18 protein-coding genes and 1 riboswitch are annotated in these 16,153 nt (G+C 72.9%); of the genes, 11 read left to right on the top strand and 7 right to left on the bottom strand.

The features are described from left to right. Window positions 1–2: 2 nt before the first annotated feature. Window positions 3–83: riboswitch (S-adenosyl-L-homocysteine riboswitch) on the bottom strand. Between the two features lie 67 nt (window positions 84–150). Next, window positions 151–780 carry a uridine kinase gene (locus AB0C87_RS20300; RefSeq protein WP_360578941.1) on the top strand — a complete coding sequence of 210 codons (630 nt, stop codon included), beginning with the start codon at window positions 151–153 and terminating at the stop codon, window positions 778–780. On the opposite strand, the gene AB0C87_RS20295 is transcribed toward AB0C87_RS20300, so the two are convergent. The 3 genes from AB0C87_RS20295 to AB0C87_RS20285 all read right to left on the bottom strand — a co-directional run bounded on the left by AB0C87_RS20295 (window position 777) and on the right by AB0C87_RS20285 (window position 3,801). Beyond that, complete coding sequence (locus AB0C87_RS20295; RefSeq protein WP_360578939.1) at window positions 777–1,166, bottom strand: DUF6221 family protein; 390 nt, start codon at window positions 1,164–1,166, stop codon at window positions 777–779. The genes AB0C87_RS20300 and AB0C87_RS20295 overlap by 4 nt on opposite strands. 49 nt (window positions 1,167–1,215) lie before the next feature. After that, window positions 1,216–2,469 carry a lipase family protein gene (locus AB0C87_RS20290; RefSeq protein WP_360355375.1) on the bottom strand — a complete coding sequence of 418 codons (1,254 nt, stop codon included), beginning with the start codon at window positions 2,467–2,469 and terminating at the stop codon, window positions 1,216–1,218. 84 nt (window positions 2,470–2,553) lie between these two features. Further along, window positions 2,554–3,801, bottom strand: coding sequence for a glycosyltransferase (locus AB0C87_RS20285; RefSeq protein WP_345179550.1), 1,248 nt, complete (start codon window positions 3,799–3,801; stop codon window positions 2,554–2,556). Between the two features lie 62 nt (window positions 3,802–3,863). On the opposite strand from AB0C87_RS20285, the gene AB0C87_RS20280 reads away from it, so the two are divergent. From AB0C87_RS20280 to AB0C87_RS20245, 8 genes are all read left to right on the top strand, one after another. Beyond that, complete coding sequence (locus AB0C87_RS20280; protein ID WP_360578937.1) at window positions 3,864–5,324, top strand: class I SAM-dependent DNA methyltransferase; 1,461 nt, start codon at window positions 3,864–3,866, stop codon at window positions 5,322–5,324. Continuing rightward, window positions 5,317–6,354: a hypothetical protein gene (locus AB0C87_RS20275; RefSeq protein WP_345179554.1), complete on the top strand. Its 1,038-nt coding sequence runs from the start codon at window positions 5,317–5,319 to the stop codon at window positions 6,352–6,354. Before AB0C87_RS20280 ends, AB0C87_RS20275 begins: the two co-directional genes overlap by 8 nt. 36 nt (window positions 6,355–6,390) lie before the next feature. After that, window positions 6,391–7,194, top strand: a complete 804-nt coding sequence (locus AB0C87_RS20270; RefSeq protein WP_345179557.1) for a methyltransferase domain-containing protein — start codon at window positions 6,391–6,393, stop codon at window positions 7,192–7,194. 204 nt (window positions 7,195–7,398) lie between these two features. Then, complete coding sequence (locus tag AB0C87_RS20265) at window positions 7,399–7,923, top strand: ATP-binding protein (RefSeq protein WP_345179559.1); 525 nt, start codon at window positions 7,399–7,401, stop codon at window positions 7,921–7,923. Continuing rightward, window positions 7,908–8,744: an SAM-dependent methyltransferase gene (locus tag AB0C87_RS20260; RefSeq protein ID WP_360349923.1), complete on the top strand. Its 837-nt coding sequence runs from the start codon at window positions 7,908–7,910 to the stop codon at window positions 8,742–8,744. The genes AB0C87_RS20265 and AB0C87_RS20260 overlap by 16 nt, the downstream gene beginning before the upstream one ends. A gap of 172 nt (window positions 8,745–8,916) precedes the next feature. Beyond that, window positions 8,917–9,903 carry a hypothetical protein gene (locus AB0C87_RS20255; protein ID WP_345179563.1) on the top strand — a complete coding sequence of 329 codons (987 nt, stop codon included), beginning with the start codon at window positions 8,917–8,919 and terminating at the stop codon, window positions 9,901–9,903. 26 nt (window positions 9,904–9,929) lie between these two features. Continuing rightward, window positions 9,930–10,691: a class I SAM-dependent methyltransferase gene (locus tag AB0C87_RS20250; RefSeq protein WP_345179565.1), complete on the top strand. Its 762-nt coding sequence runs from the start codon at window positions 9,930–9,932 to the stop codon at window positions 10,689–10,691. Between the two features lie 10 nt (window positions 10,692–10,701). Continuing rightward, a complete protein-coding gene (locus AB0C87_RS20245) occupies window positions 10,702–11,283 on the top strand; it encodes a class I SAM-dependent methyltransferase (RefSeq protein ID WP_345179566.1) in 582 nt (193 codons plus the stop codon). A gap of 125 nt (window positions 11,284–11,408) precedes the next feature. Here the strand turns inward: AB0C87_RS20245 and AB0C87_RS20240 are convergent, their stop codons facing one another. From AB0C87_RS20240 to AB0C87_RS20225, 4 genes are all read right to left on the bottom strand, one after another. Further along, window positions 11,409–11,624: a hypothetical protein gene (locus tag AB0C87_RS20240; protein WP_345179568.1), complete on the bottom strand. Its 216-nt coding sequence runs from the start codon at window positions 11,622–11,624 to the stop codon at window positions 11,409–11,411. A 109-nt stretch (window positions 11,625–11,733) separates the two neighbouring features. Beyond that, on the bottom strand, window positions 11,734–12,567 hold the full coding sequence (locus AB0C87_RS20235; RefSeq protein ID WP_345179570.1) for an exodeoxyribonuclease III: 834 nt from the start codon (window positions 12,565–12,567) through the stop codon (window positions 11,734–11,736). Window positions 12,568–12,592: 25 nt separating this feature from the next. Further along, window positions 12,593–13,393, bottom strand: a complete 801-nt coding sequence (locus tag AB0C87_RS20230; protein ID WP_360578932.1) for a hypothetical protein — start codon at window positions 13,391–13,393, stop codon at window positions 12,593–12,595. Further along, entirely contained in the window at window positions 13,390–13,740 is a 351-nt protein-coding gene (locus tag AB0C87_RS20225; RefSeq protein WP_360349905.1) for a hypothetical protein, read from the bottom strand. The genes AB0C87_RS20230 and AB0C87_RS20225 overlap by 4 nt, the downstream gene beginning before the upstream one ends. A 315-nt stretch (window positions 13,741–14,055) precedes the next feature. Between AB0C87_RS20225 and AB0C87_RS20220 the strand changes: the two genes are divergently transcribed. Together AB0C87_RS20220 and AB0C87_RS20215 are read left to right on the top strand one after the other, a co-directional pair. Beyond that, window positions 14,056–14,661 carry a hypothetical protein gene (locus AB0C87_RS20220; RefSeq protein ID WP_360578930.1) on the top strand — a complete coding sequence of 202 codons (606 nt, stop codon included), beginning with the start codon at window positions 14,056–14,058 and terminating at the stop codon, window positions 14,659–14,661. A 220-nt stretch (window positions 14,662–14,881) separates the two neighbouring features. Then, window positions 14,882–16,030, top strand: a complete 1,149-nt coding sequence (locus AB0C87_RS20215; RefSeq protein WP_345179577.1) for an FKBP-type peptidyl-prolyl cis-trans isomerase — start codon at window positions 14,882–14,884, stop codon at window positions 16,028–16,030. Window positions 16,031–16,153: the final 123 nt, after the last annotated feature.

Raw genomic sequence — 16,153 nt, 5'->3', positions numbered from 1 at the left:
GAATCTGGGAGGCGCCCTTGCGGAATCAGGTGTCACGGGCCGAGCGTGGCGGGCTCTCGCCCGTTGCAGCGCCTCTCGGCCCGGTACCGAGGTTACATTCCGAGAGGCCGGTGTGTCAGGCGCGCCCGGGGTTGCGGGCAGGATGAGGTGATGCGCGCACGACCGATCTCGCCGTCTCTGGTGGTCGAGGAGCTGGCCGACCGGATCGCGGCGCTCGGGACCGGCTCCTGGTCGCGGGTGGCGATCGACGGGGCGCCGCCCGCGGCGCCTTCGGATCTGGCCGACGCCCTCGTCTCGCCCCTGCGCGCTCGGGGGCGGGACGTCGTGAGGGTGTCCGCGCGCGGCTTCCTGCGGCCGGCGTCCCTGCGCTACGAGCACGGGCGGGACGACCCCGACCTCTTCTACGACGAGTGGCTCGACGTGGGCGGGCTCGTCCGGGAGGTGCTGGGGCCGCTGGAGCCGTCCGGTACGGGGAGGGTCCTGCCCAGCCTGTGGGACGCGGCGCTCGACCGGGCGACGAGGGCGGACTACGTGAGCGTCCGGCCCGGCGGGGTCCTGCTGCTGGACGGCTCGCTGCTGCTCGGGCGGGGACTGCCGTTCGAGCTCACCGTCCACCTGTCCCTGTCGCGCGGGGCGCTGGCGCGCCGGACGGCCGGCGACGAGGCGTGGACGCTTCCCGCCTACGCGCGCTACGACTCCGAGGTCGAGCCGGTGCGGACCGCCGACGTCGTCCTGAAGGTGGACGACCCGGGCCACCCCGCGCTGGTCACCGACGCCTAGGGCCGCCACTCCTCCCGGTAGGCGGGGTGGTGGGCGTAGGGCAGGGCGAGGAGGCGCAGGACCGTCTCGCGGACGGCCTGCGCCGCGTCGAGCTCGGGGGTGCGGTGGCCCTGGCCGAGGATCCAGGACTGCTTCTCGTAGTCGTCGACGATCTGGCGCTTGGCGGACGCTTCGGCGAGCGCGCGGGCCGGGTCGTGGCGCGCGATGTGCTCGGCGTACGCGCCGTTCTCCGCCGTCGCGACGAAGGCGGGAGCGTCCGCGCCGGGATCGCCGGCGGCGGTGCTGACCGTGCCGGAGGGGGCCGCCTTCCAGGGGGCGCCGGAGCAGGCGCGGGCCGTCTGCTCGTCCCTGTCCAGCCGTGCGCGGAGGAACTCCACCAGATCCATAGGGCCATCCTGCCCCCTGCGGAGCGGGACGGCCCTATGGCTCAGGGGTTCAGGCGGCACAGTTGCCGGTGACCGGCCTGCCCGCGAAGCGGTCGCCGAGGAACGCCATCGCGTCGGGCTCGCTCCAGAGCATGCCGGTGGCGTGCTCGGCGAAGGTGTAGGTCTTCCAAGTCACGTTGGCGCCCTTCGCGCACCACGCCTTGTGGAGGGTGTCGGCCTGACCGGCGGGGATGATCTCGTCGTAGACGGCCTGCGTCTGGAGCACCGGCGCGCTCGGGGCGGTGGAGCCGAGCTTGTTGGCGTCCAGGCGCCGCTGCCACTCGGGCGTGGCCAGCGGGTCGCTGGTCGTGTAGTCGCTGATGTGCTTGAACGCCGTCTGCACGACCGTGAGGGGCCCGTCGAAGCTGACCAGGCACATGTCCTGGGCCTTCGCCAGTAGTTCGCGACCGTTGTCGTTGAGGTACTTGGCCAGGTCGAGTTCGGGGTAGGCGGCGTCGTAGCCGACGGCGGCCATGAACATGAGCGCGACGAACGGGGAGCCGTCCAGGCTCTTGGCGACGGCTTGCAGGTCCGCCGGGACGCCGCCCGCGAACACGCCCTTGATCGCCAGCTCGGGGGCGTAGGTGCCCGCCAGCTCCGCCGCCCAGCCCGCGCTGGTGCCGCCCTGCGAGTAGCCCCAGAGGCCGACCGGCGAGCCGCCGAGCCCGGCGTCCGGGAGGCGCTGCGCGGCGCGGGCGACGTTCAGCAGGGCCCGGCCCTGCGAGCCGCCGACCTCGTAGGTGTGCTGACCCGGGGTGCCGAGCCCCTCCATGTCGGTCACGGCGACGGCCCAGCCGCGGCTGAGCGCGTCGGCGATGAACAGCTCCTCGTAGTCCATGCCCTGGGTGAGGGTGTAGGACGGGGCGCAGGCGTCGCCGAGTCCGCGCGTCCCGACGGCGTAGGACACGAGCGGCCTCTTGCCCTCGCCCGTCCACTCCTTGGTGGGGACGAGGACCATGCCCGAGACGGCGGTCGGCTGCCCCTGCACCGTCTCCGACCGGTACAGCACCTGCCAGGACCGGACGCCCGCGTACGGCGAGTGGCCGACCGGGTCGACGGTGAACACCGCGGGCCGCGACCGGATGACGTCACCGGGCGCGCCCGCCGGGAGCGGGGAGGGCGGCTGGTAGAACGGGTCCTCGGCCGGGGGCTTGGCGTCCTGCGGCGCCGCGGCGGCGGTGCCCTGCAGGGCCGCCGCCGTCATGGCGAGGCCGAGGCACGACGCCAGCGCGGCGCGCACGACCCGGCGAACGGTGAGGGACATGGCGGGTAACCCTTCGACGTGGCGGCGGAGTCTTCGCCGCTGCCGCCGGCGTGACGGCCACCCGACAGTAACGTAATTGGACACTTACTCCAATGTGGCGCGGGACGCATCGCCGGCACCGGATTTGTGCCGTCCTGACAAAGTCCGCCCTGACGGAGCCCCCTCCGGCGCGGTCCGCCCCTTCCAGGCGCCGCCCCGCCCGGCACGGTGCCTGCGGGCGGAGTCGAGCGTCATCGCCGCGTACAGCAGGGCGACGAGCGGCAGGGCCGGGGCGCGCAGCGGCGACAGGCCGTAGAAGCGCAGCATCGGCGCATAGGTGGCCGCCATGAGCGCCCACGCGAGCCCGCCCGCCGCGAGGGCGGGCGCGCCTGCGCCGGCCGGGCCCGCGACCAGGCCCGCGACCGTCGCGGCGGGCGGGACCGCGTAGAGGAGCAGCAGGCCGGCGACGGTCGCGGCGAGCAGGACGGGCGAGTAGCGCAGCTGGTGGTAGGCGCTGCGGGCGATCATCGCCCAGAGGTCGGCGAGGCGCGGGTAGGGGCGGCGGCTGACGACGTCGCGGCTGAGATCGAGGCGGCAGCGCCCGCCCGCGCGCTTGAGCATCCGCCCCAGCGCCACGTCGTCGATCAGCGCGTCGCGGATCCGGTCGAGGCCCCCCGCCCCGGTGAGGGCGGTCCGGCGCACGAGCATGCAGCCGCCCGCGGCCGCGGCCGTGCGCGCCCCGTCGCGGCCGACGCGGCGGAACGGGTACAGCTGGGCGAAGAAGTAGACGAAGGCGGGAACGACCACCCGCTCCCAGCCCGTGCGGGTGCTGAGCGTCGCCATCTGCGACAGCAGGTCGCGGCGTCCCGCCACCGCGGCGCGCACGAGCGCGTCCACGGCGCCGGGGGCGTAGGCGATGTCGGCGTCGGTGAAGAGCAGGAAGCCGGGTTCGCCCGCCGCCCGGACGCCCTCCGCCATCGCCCAGACCTTGCCCGCCCACCCCTCCGGCCGCTCCCTCGCGGGCACGACCGTCAGGGCCGGGTCGCCGTCCGCCAGGGCGGCGGCCGTCCCGGCGGTGCCGTCGCTGCTCGCGTCGTCGACCAGGACCACGCGGAAGGCGCCCGGGTACCGCTGGGCGAGCAGGGTCGGGAGCGTCTCCGGGAGGACGGCGGCCTCGTCGCGGGCCGGGACGACGGCCACGACCTCGGGCCACTCGTCCGGTTCCGGCGCGTCGGGCAGCCCCGGTCCCGTCCGCCAGAAGCCGCCGTGCGCGAACGCCAGGTACAGCCATCCGGCCAGCGCCGCCACCGCCAGGACGCCCACGACCATCACGTCCGCAGCCTCGCACCGCACCGGCTCTCCGTCCATCGACGGCGTCCCGCGGGCGTGGCGGGCCGAGCGCTAAAGTCACGCGGATGGACGGTGTCCTCAAGAAAGGCGATGTCCCTGGGAAAGGCGATCTCCTCTGGAAGGGCGATGTCCTCTGGAAGGCCGCCGACAAGCTGCGCGGATCCGTCGACGCGGCGCAGTACCGGGACTTCGTCCTCGGGCTCGTGTTCCTCAAGTACGTGTCCGACTCCTCCGGGGACGGGGCCTTCCGGGTCCCGGACGGGGCGCGGTGGGCGGACCTCTCCCCCGCCGCCGGGGACATCGGTGAGCGGATCGACGCGGCGATGGGCGCCCTCATGCGCGCCAACCCGTCGCTGGACGGCGCACTCCCCCAGATCTTCACCCGGGTCGACCGGCGGCGCCTCGGCGAGCTGGTCGAGCTGATCGGCCGGGTGCGGTTCGCGGCGGAATCCGGGACGCGGCCCGCGCGGGACGTGCTCGGCGAGGTCTACGAGTACTTCCTGGAGAAGTTCGCGCGGGCCGAGGGCAAGCGCGGCGGCGAGTTCTACACCCCCGCCGGCGTGGTCAGGCTGCTGGTGGAGGTCCTGGAGCCGTTCCGGGGACGGGTGTACGACCCGTGCTGCGGCTCCGGCGGCATGTTCGTGCAGGCGGAGAGGTTCGTCCTCAGCCACCGGGGGCGGCCCGACGACATCGCGGTGTACGGGCAGGAGGCCAACGAGCGGACATGGCGGCTGGCCAGGATGAACCTGGCCGTCCACGAGATCGCGGGTGACGTCCGCCGCGCCGACGCCTTCTACGAGGACGCCCATCCCGGCCTCGCCGCCGACCACGTCCTCGCCAACCCGCCGTTCAACATGTCGGACTGGTACCGCGATCCCGGCGACGCGCGCTGGCGGTACGGCGTCCCGCCCGCGGGGAACGCCAACTTCGCCTGGATCCAGCACATCGTGGCCAAGCTCGGGCCGCGCGGCCGCGCGGGCGTGGTGATGGCGAACGGATCCATGTCGTCCCGGCAGTCGGGCGAGGGCGAGATCCGCGCGGCGCTGGTGGAGGCCGACCTCGTCTCGTGCGTCGTCGCGCTGCCGGACCGGCTCTTCCGCACCACCCCGATCCCCGCCTGCCTCTGGTTCCTCGACAAGCGCAAGAGCGTCCCGGGCGAGGTGCTCTTCGTCGACGCCCGCGAGATGGGGACGATGGTCGACCGCACCGAGCGGATCCTCACCGGCGACGACATCGCCCGGATCGCCGGCGCCTACCGGGCCTGGCGCGACGGCGGCCATTCCGACGTCCCCGGCTTCTGCCACGCTGCGGGGCGGGACGAGATCAGGTCGCACGGCCACGTCCTCACGCCGGGACGCTACGTCGGCGCCGCCGAGACCGACCGCGGCGACGAGCCCGCGGCCGACCGGGTGGAGCGGCTCACCAAGGAGCTCCTCACGCACCTGGACGAGTCGGCGCGGCTCGACCAGGTCGTCCGGGACGAGCTGGACCGGTTCGGCGGCCGGGCCGGGCGGCTCGATGACTGACGTGGCCCTGGGCGACCTCGTCACGTTCTCGAACGGCCGGTCGCGACCCGTCCCGGGCACCCGCTACCGGACGTTCGGCGCCAACGGGGTCATCGGGACGTCCGGCGGGTTCAACGCCGGGCCGGGCTCCACCATCGTCGGGCGCGTCGGGAGCTACTGCGGGGCCGTCCACTACAGCCCCGACCAGTGCTGGGTCACCGACAACGCCATCATCGCCACGGCCAGGGACGGCGTGAACCCGCGCTACGTCCCCTACCTGCTCAGGCGGCTCGGCCTGAACCGGTACCGCATGGGCTCGGGGCAGCCGCTCCTCACCCACGCGATCCTGAACGGCCTCGCCGTCCGGCGCCCGACCCGCGCGGAGCAGGACGCGGCGGCGTCCGTGCTGGGGGCGCTCGACGACAAGATCGAGGTGAACGGGCGCATCGCGGCCGGCGGCGACGCGCTGGTCCGCGCCCGCTACGACGAGGCGGCGGCCGCGTCCGCGTCCGCCGTCCCGATCGGCGACCTCGGCGACCTGGTGCGCGGCGCCGTCCCGCCGGAGCGGATCGGACGGGACGACAACTACATCGCCCTGGAGCACATGCCGAAGAGGCACATGTGGCTCTCGACCTGGACCGACGCGTCCGGCGTCACCAGCGCGAAACTGCGCTTCGCGGCCGGCGACGTCCTGTTCGGCAGGCTCCGCCCCGCCTTCCACAAGGCGGGCCTCGCCTTCGTGGACGGCGTCGCCTCGACCGACGTCCTCGTCGTCCGGCCGAAGGACGCCGCCCGCCGGGGCTGGCTCCTCGCCGCCCTGGCGAGCGACGAGGTCGTGGCGCACGCCTGCGCCGTCGGCGACGGTACGAAGATGCCGCGCGTCAAGTGGCAGGACATCGCCGCCTTCACGGTCCCCTGGCCCGGCGACGGCGCCGCCCGCTCGTTCGGCGGTTTCGCCGCCGCGCTGGCCCGGCGGGTGGAGGCCGCCACGGCGGAGAGCGCGGCCCTCGCGGACCTCCGCGACACCCTCCTGCCGGAACTGGTCCCCTGACACGCGCCCGCGCCACCGGGGGGGCATCATCGGACGGTGGACTACCTTCTGGACAACCGGCAGGCCGAGGCGGGCGTCCGCTTCAAGGCGATCTCCGAGCTGTTCGACCCGTGGACCTTCCGCCACCTCGACGACGCGGGCCTGCGTCCCGGCCTGCGGGTCTGGGAGGTCGGCGCCGGCGGGCCGTCCGTGGCGTCCTGGATCGCGGGCCGCGTCGGGGCGGCCGGCCGCGTGCTGGCGACCGACATCGACGTGTCCTGGCTGGCGGACGCGCCGGAGCTCGCCGGAGGCCCGGTCGAGGTCCGGCGCCACGACCTGGTGCGCGACGCCCCGCCCGAGGGGCCGTTCGACCTCGTCCACGCCCGGCTCGTGCTGGTCCACCTCGCGGACCGCGACCGGGCCCTCCGGACGATGGTCGACGCCCTGCGGCCCGGCGGCGTCCTGCTCGTCGAGGACGCCGACCCTGGGCTCCAGCCGCTGGCCTGCCCCGACGAGCGCGGGCCGGACGAGCGCCTCGCCAACGCCGTCCGGCGCGGCTTCCGCGCGCTGCTCACCGAGCGCGGCGCCGACCTCGCCTACGGCCGCAGGCTCCCCCGGCTCCTGCGCGACGCCGGCCTGGACGACGTGCGCGCCGACGCGTTCTTCCCCCTGTCGGCCCCGGCCTGCGGCGTCCTGGAGACCGCGTCCATCCTCCAGGTGCGCGACCGGCTCATCGAGGGCGGGCACGCCACCGCCGAGGAGATCCGTCACCTGCTGGCCGCCATCGCCGCGGGGACCCTCGACCTCACCCTCGCCCCACTGATCTCCGCTTGGGGACGCAGGCCCGGCGGAGAGCGGTAAGGCGCCGCCATGTGGCGGATCTTGGACGGCGTGTGACGTCCCGCAGGGTGCGGCAAGGCCCTTGCATGCGCGCAAGCGTTGGTGACTGGCCCGAGGCCCCTGCGTAAGAGTGTGTGTTGTTTCACTTCCACGTCCGACATCGACCTGGCCGAGAAGCACATGTTCGCTTACAGCCCGACACGGAGACGTGAAGCCGACAACGCCATGAACGCATCAGACACATGGTCCGGGGCGCCCGTTCTGGTGCCCGCGCCCGCTCCCTCACTGGAGATCGGGATCCCGTCCGCCTGGAACCACAACGGCAAGTCGTCCGGGCGCCTCATCGGCGAGATCGACCTCGCCGCCACGCCGCCCGCCGTGCGGCTCGGCCGCTCCTACGTCCGCGAGCTCGTCGGGCAGCACTTCGGCGCCGACCGGTCCGAGCTCGGCGACCTGGAACTGCTGACCAGCGAGGCCCTGACCAACTCGGTGCTGCACGCGCGGCCGCGCCGGGACGGGACGATCGCGCTGGCCGTCCTGCACGTCGACCGGTACGTGCGCGTCGAGATCACCGACGGCGGCGCGGTCCAGGGGCCGCCGCGGCCGACGGACGAGGCGCTGCCGACCGGCGGGCGCGGGCTCGCCCTGATGAAGGCGCTCGCCACCGACTACGGCACCTGCCGGGGCAGGAGCGGCACCTCCACCTTCTGGTTCGGCGTCGGCGTCCGGGACGGATGGCGGCTGCCGTGACCTCCGGGGCGGCGCTGAGCCCGGCCCGCCGGGCCGAACCGTCCCCTCCCGGGGGCGGGACCGCGCCCGGCGCCGCGCCGGCCAGCGTCGCCCGCATGTGCAACTACCTCCTCGGCGGCAAGGACAACTACGCCGCGGACCGAGAGTCCGCCGAGCGTGCGCTGCGCAGCTGCCCGGCGGTGCCGCGGCTCGTCCAGGCGAACAGGGGCTTCCTGGACCACGCCGCCGCACTGCTCGCCGGGGAGGCCGGCCTGCGGCAGTTCGTCGACGTCGGCTGCGGGCTGCCCGCCGCCGAGAACCTCGGCGACCTCGTCCGGCGGGCCGACCCGTCCTGCCGGGTCGCCTACGTCGACAACGACCCGATGGTGCTGACGCACGCGCGGGCGCTGCTCGCCGTCGACGCCGGGATGGGCGCCTTCGCCGGGGACGTCCGCGCCCCGGCCGCGCTGCTCGGCGACCCCGGCCTGCGGAGGCTGGTCGACTTCTCCGAGCCCGTCGCGGTGTTCCTGCTCGGCGTCCTGGACTTCGTCGCCGACGAGGACGACCCGGCCGGGATCGTCGCCGCGCTCGCCGCGGGCCTCGCCCCCGGCAGCCACCTGGTGATCAGCCACGCCGTGCGGTCGCCGGAGCTGGACCCGGTCTCCGGGCCGTGCGAGGGCGTCGACACCCCGTTCCGCCCCCGGAGCGAGGACGAGATCGCCCGCATCTTCGCGAGCCTGCGGACGCTCGCCCCCTATCCCGCCCGGCTGCCGGGGCCCGCCCCCCTGCCCGACACGCGCCCGCTGCCGCTCATCGGCTGCGTCGGGCGCGTCCCGGGGTGACGCCGGCATGACCCCCGCGGTGCTTTCCCGGACTTCTGCCGATCGCCCGTCCCGTCCGCGCGGCGCTTCGCTACGATCGAAGCGCCAGCAACTGCCACATCTAGGGCGAGTGATGACAGCGGACGGCGAGCCTCGGTCTCTCTCCGACATCACCAAGGACATGGGACTCAACATGTCCGACGTTGCGGCCTTCTCCGGGCTCGACGAGAGCACGGTCTTCCGGTTGTGGGACAACGTGGAGTGGCTCGACCGGGTCAGCGGGCGGTCGCTGCAGAGCCTCATGTCGTCCGTGCCGGGCATCGCCGAGTACTCGATGGCGCACGCCGTCCGGAAGAGGCGCGACGGGCTCGTCGCCGACCTGCACCGCGAGGGGCTCACCGTCGACCTGGACGCCCTGCAGAACTCGGCCGTCGCCCAGCAGCACCTGCTGAACGCGCTGGAGGCCGGGCTGCACATCATGCGCGGCCAGGCGACGCAGAAGACGTCCTCGTTCATCGCCCGCTTCTGGGGCCGCGAGCAGGACACGGCGCTGGAGGCGCTCTACTCCACCAAGGCCGGCCAGGGGCTCCTGGAGGACCCCCAGAAGCTCTACGACTCGTCCATCGACCTGGCCCCGCGGCTGAACCGCAAGACCTACTCGTTCCACTCGATCCTCGCGCTCAACATCCTCACGCACCAGGTCAGCAAGGTGACCGGGGCGCTGGAGGCCGACCTCGGCTTCGAGGTGCCCGGCCGGCAGACCGCCTTCATGATGCGCGGCGTGGTGATGGGCTCGCTGATCAGCTCGAACGACTTCGACCTGGCCGAGCGCTACCGCCAGGAGCTCGACGCGACGCCCGTCTACGCGGCGCTGGAGGAATGGTCGTTCCCGACCTACACGCGAGACGGCCGCATCAGCAGCGACTTCACCCTTCCGAGCTCCCTGTCGCTGCGCAACACGGCCGCCGAGGTGCTCCGCGAGATCGCGGTCTACAACGACGCCTACCTCTACTACCTGGCGTCCACCTACATTCCGCTGGCGCTCAGACGCGACCCGGCGTTCGGCGGAAGGCTCCCCGAGCTGATCCAGGCGCTGGAACTGCGCGTGGTCGACTGCCGGGACAGAAGGATCAGACAGACCTGCAACACGCTGGTGCGGCGGCTCAAGGGCATCGCCTGAACCAGGCTTTGGAGAATGGGGAGCCGGTGGAGGACACGGCGCAAGCCATCGCGAAACTGACGCGGGCGCGATGGGAGGCGAACGCGCAGTACTGGGTCAAGATCATCCGGGAGCGCCGCGACCGGTACCGGACGGAGCTGACCGACGCCGCCGTCCTGGACGCCGTCGGCGACTGCGCCGGCCTCCGCGTCCTGGACGCCGGATGCGGCGAGGGCTACCTGGCGCGCAGGCTCGCCTCCATGGGCGCCGAGGTCACGGGCGTCGACGCGGCTCAGGGCCTGATCGACGCGGCCTCCTCGCACCCGGCGCAGGGGGGCAAGGCCACGTTCACCCGCGCCAGCGTCGAGGACCTGCCGCTGGAGGACGACCGGTTCGACCTCGTCCTGTGCAACCACCTGTTCAGCCACCTGCAGGACCCGACCCGCGCCATCGGCGAGTTCTCGCGCGTCCTGCGCAGCGGCGGGCGGCTGATCCTGCTGACGCTGCACCCCTGCTTCTACGTGGAGAACGCCGAGCAGGGCGCGGCGAGCAGCGTCCCGGCGGCGCAGTACTTCACCCCGCGCGGCATCGACCAGCGGTTCATGGTGGACGGCCTGGAATCCCCTTCGATGATCACAAGCTGGCTCCGGCCGCTGGAGTACTACGCTGGAACGCTCCGAGACGCCGGATTCGTCATCGCGGACCTGCGCGAACCGCATCCCACGGAGGAGCAGCTGCGGGACGACCCGTGGTGGCGCAAGGGCTTCCCCACGGCCATGTTCATGCTCCTGATCGCGGAGCGCCGTTAGAGTCGTCCCCATGGAGGACGTGCCGGCGGAATTAACGGGGCATCCGGACAGGCTCCGGTGGAACGAGAAGTACGCGGAGTCGTCCGGACCGTCGCGGGCCCACCCGCTCGCCGAGCGCGCGCTGTCGCTCGGCATGCCCGACGGCGAGGTGCTCGACCTGGCGTCCGGGCCGTCCGGCAGCGCCCTGCTGGCCGCCTGGACGGGACGCCGCGTCACGGCCGTCGACATCTCCGAGATCGCCCTCGCGCGGCTCGGCGCGGAGGCCCGGCGGCGCGGGCTCGGCCCGCTGGTCACGCTCGTCCAGGCCGACCTGGGCGCCTGGCGGCCCGGCCCTGACAGGTACGCCCTCGTCCTGTGCACGGGGTTCTGGGACCGCGCCGTGTTCGAGCGCGCCGCCGGGGCCGTCCTGCCCGGCGGCCTGCTGGCCTGGGAGGCCTTCACCGAGGCCGCCCGCCGCGACCGGCCGCGGCTGCCCGCCGAATGGTGCCTCAGACCCGGTGAACCCGCCTCGCTGCTGCCCGACGGCTACACCGTCCTCGACCAGTACGACGACGGCGGCAAGCGCCGCTTCCTCGCCCGCCGCGGCGACTAGCGCCTTTCACTCGGGCCAGAGGGAAGATGTTCCGGCGAGCGGGCGCGTGAAGCAGCCACTCGCCCGCCGGAACACTAGCTCACCTGTCGCAGGACGGCAGAACCGTCATGCGTCAGCCCTGGGGCTCAGTTGCCCAGGTTCTTGAACGCCTCGACCACCGGCGCCCACGGGTCCGGGGTGTCGGAGTCGGCCTGCGCGGGCGCCTCGTCGGCTCCGGCCGACCCGGCCGCGCTGCCGTGCGGGACGTTGCTGTGGCCGCTGCTGTGCGGGACGTTGCTGTACCCGCCGCTGTGCGGGGCGTTGCTGTACCCCCCGCTGTGCGGGGCGTTGTCGATCGCCATGATCAGTTTCCTCCATCTCGGTTGCGCCCTGCTGGAAATGATCAGCAGGACCTTGCCCTAGACCGTGCCGCCTTCGGCACGATCCGCAAGGCGCGAGGCGGGGGGCGGGTCAGTCGAGGTCGACGACGACCGGGGCGTGGTCGGACGGGCCCTTGCCCTTGCGGGCCTCGCGGTCCACGTAGGCGGACGCGACCCGTCCGGCGACGTCCTCGCTCGCGTAGAACAGGTCGATGCGCATGCCCATGTCCTTGTGGAACGCGCCCGCCCGGTAATCCCAGTACGTGTACGGGTGGGGCCCCTTCTCGATCGTCGGGACGACGTCGCGGAGGCCGAGGGCCCGCAGGTCGGCGAGCGCCTGCCGCTCGGGGGGCGTGACGTGCGTGGAGCCGACGAAGACGGCCGGGTCCCACACGTCCTCGTCGGTGGGGGCGACGTTGTAGTCACCGCAGGCGACCAGCGGCGTCCCCGCGGCCAGTTCCTCCGCGAGCGCGTCGCGGAGGGCCGCGAACCACGCGAGCTTGTAGGCGTAGTGGGCCGACTCGGGGGTGCGGCCGTTCGGCGCGTACAGCGACCAGACCCGCACGCCGCCGCATGTGGCGCCGATCGCGCGGGCCTCGGGCGCCAGCAGGACGGGCTCGTTCAACGCCATCTGCTCGTCCTCGCCTTCGGCCCCCGCCTCACCCGCGTAGGCGGGCTCGCCCGGAAAGCCGTTCGAGACGTCCTCGATGCCGACCCGCGAGAGGACGGCCACACCGTTCCACCGCCCGTCGCCGTGCGCGGCTGTGGCGTACCCGAGTTCCTCGACCTCCGCGGCCGGAAAGAGGTCCGCCCGGCACTTGGTCTCCTGGAGGCAGACCACGTCCGGCTTCGTCTCGTCCAGCCAGGTGAGAAGGCGCGGGAGGCGTGCCTTGACGGAATTGACGTTCCACGTCGCGAGGCGCATCCCCCAAGCCTGCCATCCGGAAGACCTAGGACGGGGTCAGGTTGCAGTCGGGAACCCAGCCGACGACGCCGGTGGCCATGTTCCGCCCGTAGATCCAGAAGTTGCTGGTCACCCCGTTGTCGCAGGAGTAGTAGTCCCAGGGGCCGCTGCCGCGGATCGCGTCGAACTTCTGCCCCGGATAGCCGAGCCCGACACGGCGGGCGGTGTTCAGGGGGTTGTCCCAGATGACCACGCCGGGAACCCGGAAGTCGGGATACGCGCGGCGGTGCGAGGCCGCGATCCTGCGCGAGGCCGCGGTCCTCAGGCGGCCCTCGGGGTTGGCGTAGGTCGAGCACACCCGGGGCCGGGCCGGCAGTTGGACGCAGACCCGGAACGAGCCGCCCCCGAACCAGTCCGGGGTGTTGACCGACGACGCCCCCATGGGCACGGTGGCGTGCTCCCCCCGGGAGCCGTGCTCCTCCTGACCCGACACCTCGGAGCCGACCGGGGCGTCGCGGATGTCGGCGTGCCATGATCTTTGGCCGGGGTGGTACCAGAGCGTGCCGACGGCGTCCTCCTGCCGGACGGTGCGCAGCGCCCACCAGGGAGCGGCCCTCGATCCGGTGCCGGCCCATCCCCCGAGGGCGGACGGGGCCGGCCGGTGCTCCCGTCCGGCCGACGCCTCGGCCGACGGGACGGGTCCTGTCAGAGCCGCGCTCGCCACGGCGGCGACGACTGCGGGAAAAGCAAGAACGATCTTCTTGGACGGGCGCACGGGCGCTCCTTCCTGCTCGTGGTGGGCGGCGGGGGCGCGGAGCGGCACGACGGGACGGCGCGGCGGCGTCACGGCCGCTCCTGGATGAAGCAGTCCGAGACGTAGCCCTCGACCCTCGTCCTGTTGTTGATCACATAAGTCCAGTGGTCCTTGACGTCGCCGTTCGGGCAGGTCACCGGGTCGGCGAAGCTCTGACCTCCGTTCCAGGTGTAGCCGTCGCCGGGGTTGCCGATCCCGCGGACGCGGCCGTCGAGCCGGGGGGTCGCGCGGATCCTGACACCGGGAACGGTGAAGTCACCGGTGCGATCGGCGACGCGTGCCGGGGCGGCGTGCCGGGCGGCGGGCGCCGGGGAGGCCATGGCGGGCGCCGCCGGAATCGCGGTGATCGCGACGGCCAGAGCGCTGACGGTCTTCAACATGGTTCGCCTCGCCTGGAGTGCCGATGGAAACTCTCTTGCCTCCCACATTGCGGCTACTTAGAGTTAATGGACAACCTCATGGCGTGAACATGCCAGCGATTGAACCGTCAACGGCAGGGGGTGAGAAGCCGCCCTCGGCGCGATGCCGGAGTGGGGAGCCGCCAGGTGACACGGTCAGGCGACGGAGGGAAACGGCCCCCGCGGCGTACCGAAGCGCGTGAGGCCGTGGGGCAGGCCCTGGAGGAGGCCGGTTTCCATGCGGCCCGAGGTCTGCGGCCTCCGACCCAGCGCGTGGATCCGCCCAAGGTGGGAGCCGTGGTCGCGCGCCTCGCGGACGCCACCGAGCGGGAGTTGCTGACCTTCGACGATCCGTCGGGCTGCGTCAGGCAGGGCGTGCCCGAGCGCATGCTCCTGCACGCGGCCCAGTGCGTCCGTCGCGCGGCCTCCCAGGTCCCCCGCCTCCGCCAGATCACCTCTCCGCAGGGGCTGGCCCACGACACCGCTCTGGAGACCATCCAGTGGCGCAACGGCGGCGAGGCACGCCTCGTCGAACAGGTCCCCTTCCGCCTGGCCGTGTTCGACCGCACGACGGCCGTCATCCCGCTCGATCTGGACATCTTCTACAACGGCATGCTCATCATCCGCGACCCCGCGGTGGTCAGGGCGTTGACCCGGATGCACCACAGCTCCTGGATGTCCGGTGACGAACTCGTCACCGACCGCGACCCGGACCAGCCGCCGGCCCACCTGGTCCCGGTCCTGGTCACCCTGCGGGACGGCCTGCCCGACCACGCCGCCGCCGCGCGCCTGGGGCTGTCGGCGCGCACCTACGCCCGGCGGGTCAGCGAACTGCTCACCCTCCTCGGCGCCACGAGCCGTTTCCAAGCCGCGATCACCGCTCAGCGCCGCGGATGGATTTGAACGTCCGTCCGCTGTTACCGGCGGTGTGGAGGCGTGTGTCACCCCTCCGGCGGGGATATCCTGACGCCTTCCCCTGTCCCCTGCCAGACGACACCGCTCCATGTGTGACCGGTAGATTGCGGGTCGGCCTCCTTTACCCGGTTTTCACGCTGTGCTTAGCCCGGCCCTGGAAGGGTGGTCACGGTTGTGGTGTCGTCGAACCCGGAGCAAGTGAGGAAACATGTCCGAGGATGACAAGCCCCGGGGCAAGCCGGCGGTCAAGGCGAAGGCGAAGATCCCGAACGCCCAGAGCATCCGCAGCCCCGAGTTCACCCCGCACGGCATCAGCGCGGGCCGCGGCAGCGGGCTGAACCGGCCGTCCGCGCTGACCGCCAAGGAGGCGAAGAAGCGCCGGCTGATGATGATCGCCGGGATCGTGGTCGTCGCGCTCGCGGTCTCCGGCGGGGTGTACTGGTGGGTCAGCCGCCCCGGCCCGAAGGTCGAGGTGACCGGCAAGTTCGCCGCCGAGCCCAAGGTCGAGATCCCCACGAAGCTGGAGCCGACCAAGACGCTCAAGGTCAGCACGCCGATCAAGGGCGGCGGCCCCGTCGCCGCCGAGGGCGACACCGCCTACGTCCAGTTCGCGACCTACAAGTGGTCGAGGGCCAAGGACGAGGAGAACTCGCGGGTGAAGAGCACCAGCGAGAAGGTCCGCTCGTCCTACGAGGAGGGCCAGCAGCAGGGCGGCGGCGGCCCGATGCACCTCGTCATCGGCAAGAGCGGGCTCAAGGACATCGACAAGAGCCTCGTCGGCAAGTCCGCCGGAAGCCGGCTCGTCATGCAGCTCCCGCCGTCCAAGGAGCTCACCCAGCTGAGCCCGCAGCAGATCACCGACAAGGACGCGATCCTCTTCATCATGGACGTCCAGGCGGTCGTCCCGAAGAGCCAGCAGCCGCAGGGCACCGCGCAGAAGCTGGACGACAAGTCGCTGCCCAAGGTCGAGGACAAGGGCGCCGGCAAGGAGCCCAAGGTGACGGTCCCGGACGCGGACGCGCCCAAGAAGCTCCAGGCCAAGACCCTCGTCGCGGGCAACGGGCCCGCGCTGGCCAAGGGCGACGAGGCGGTCGTCAACTACACCGGCAAGATCTGGAAGTCCGGCGACAAGTTCGACTCCAGCTGGGACAACAAGCAGCCCGCGACGTTCCCGATCGGCATGGGGCAGACCATTCCCGGCTTCGACAAGGGGCTCACCGGCGCGAAGGTCGGCAGCCGCGTGCTGCTCGTCCTGCCTCCGGACGAGGGCTACGGCAAGAAGGGCAGCCCGCCGAAGATCAAGGGAGACGACACCCTGGTCTTCGTGGTGGACATCCTCGCGAAGGTCTACAAGTGACCTGACCCAGGCGCGGCCGTGCGCGAGAGCGGCGGGGCACCCGGTCGGGTCCCCGCCGCTCGGCTTTTCACGAAAGGCCGCACGCTGCGACATCCGTCACGACAACCGGCGAGGCGGATTGCC

Origin of the sequence: Actinomadura sp. NPDC048021, assembly GCF_040653135.1 — a bacterium.
Taxonomy (GTDB): domain Bacteria; phylum Actinomycetota; class Actinomycetes; order Streptosporangiales; family Streptosporangiaceae; genus Spirillospora; species Spirillospora verrucosospora.
The sequence above is the reverse complement of the archived record's forward strand: the minus strand, read 5'-3'. Positions and strand labels throughout refer to the sequence as shown.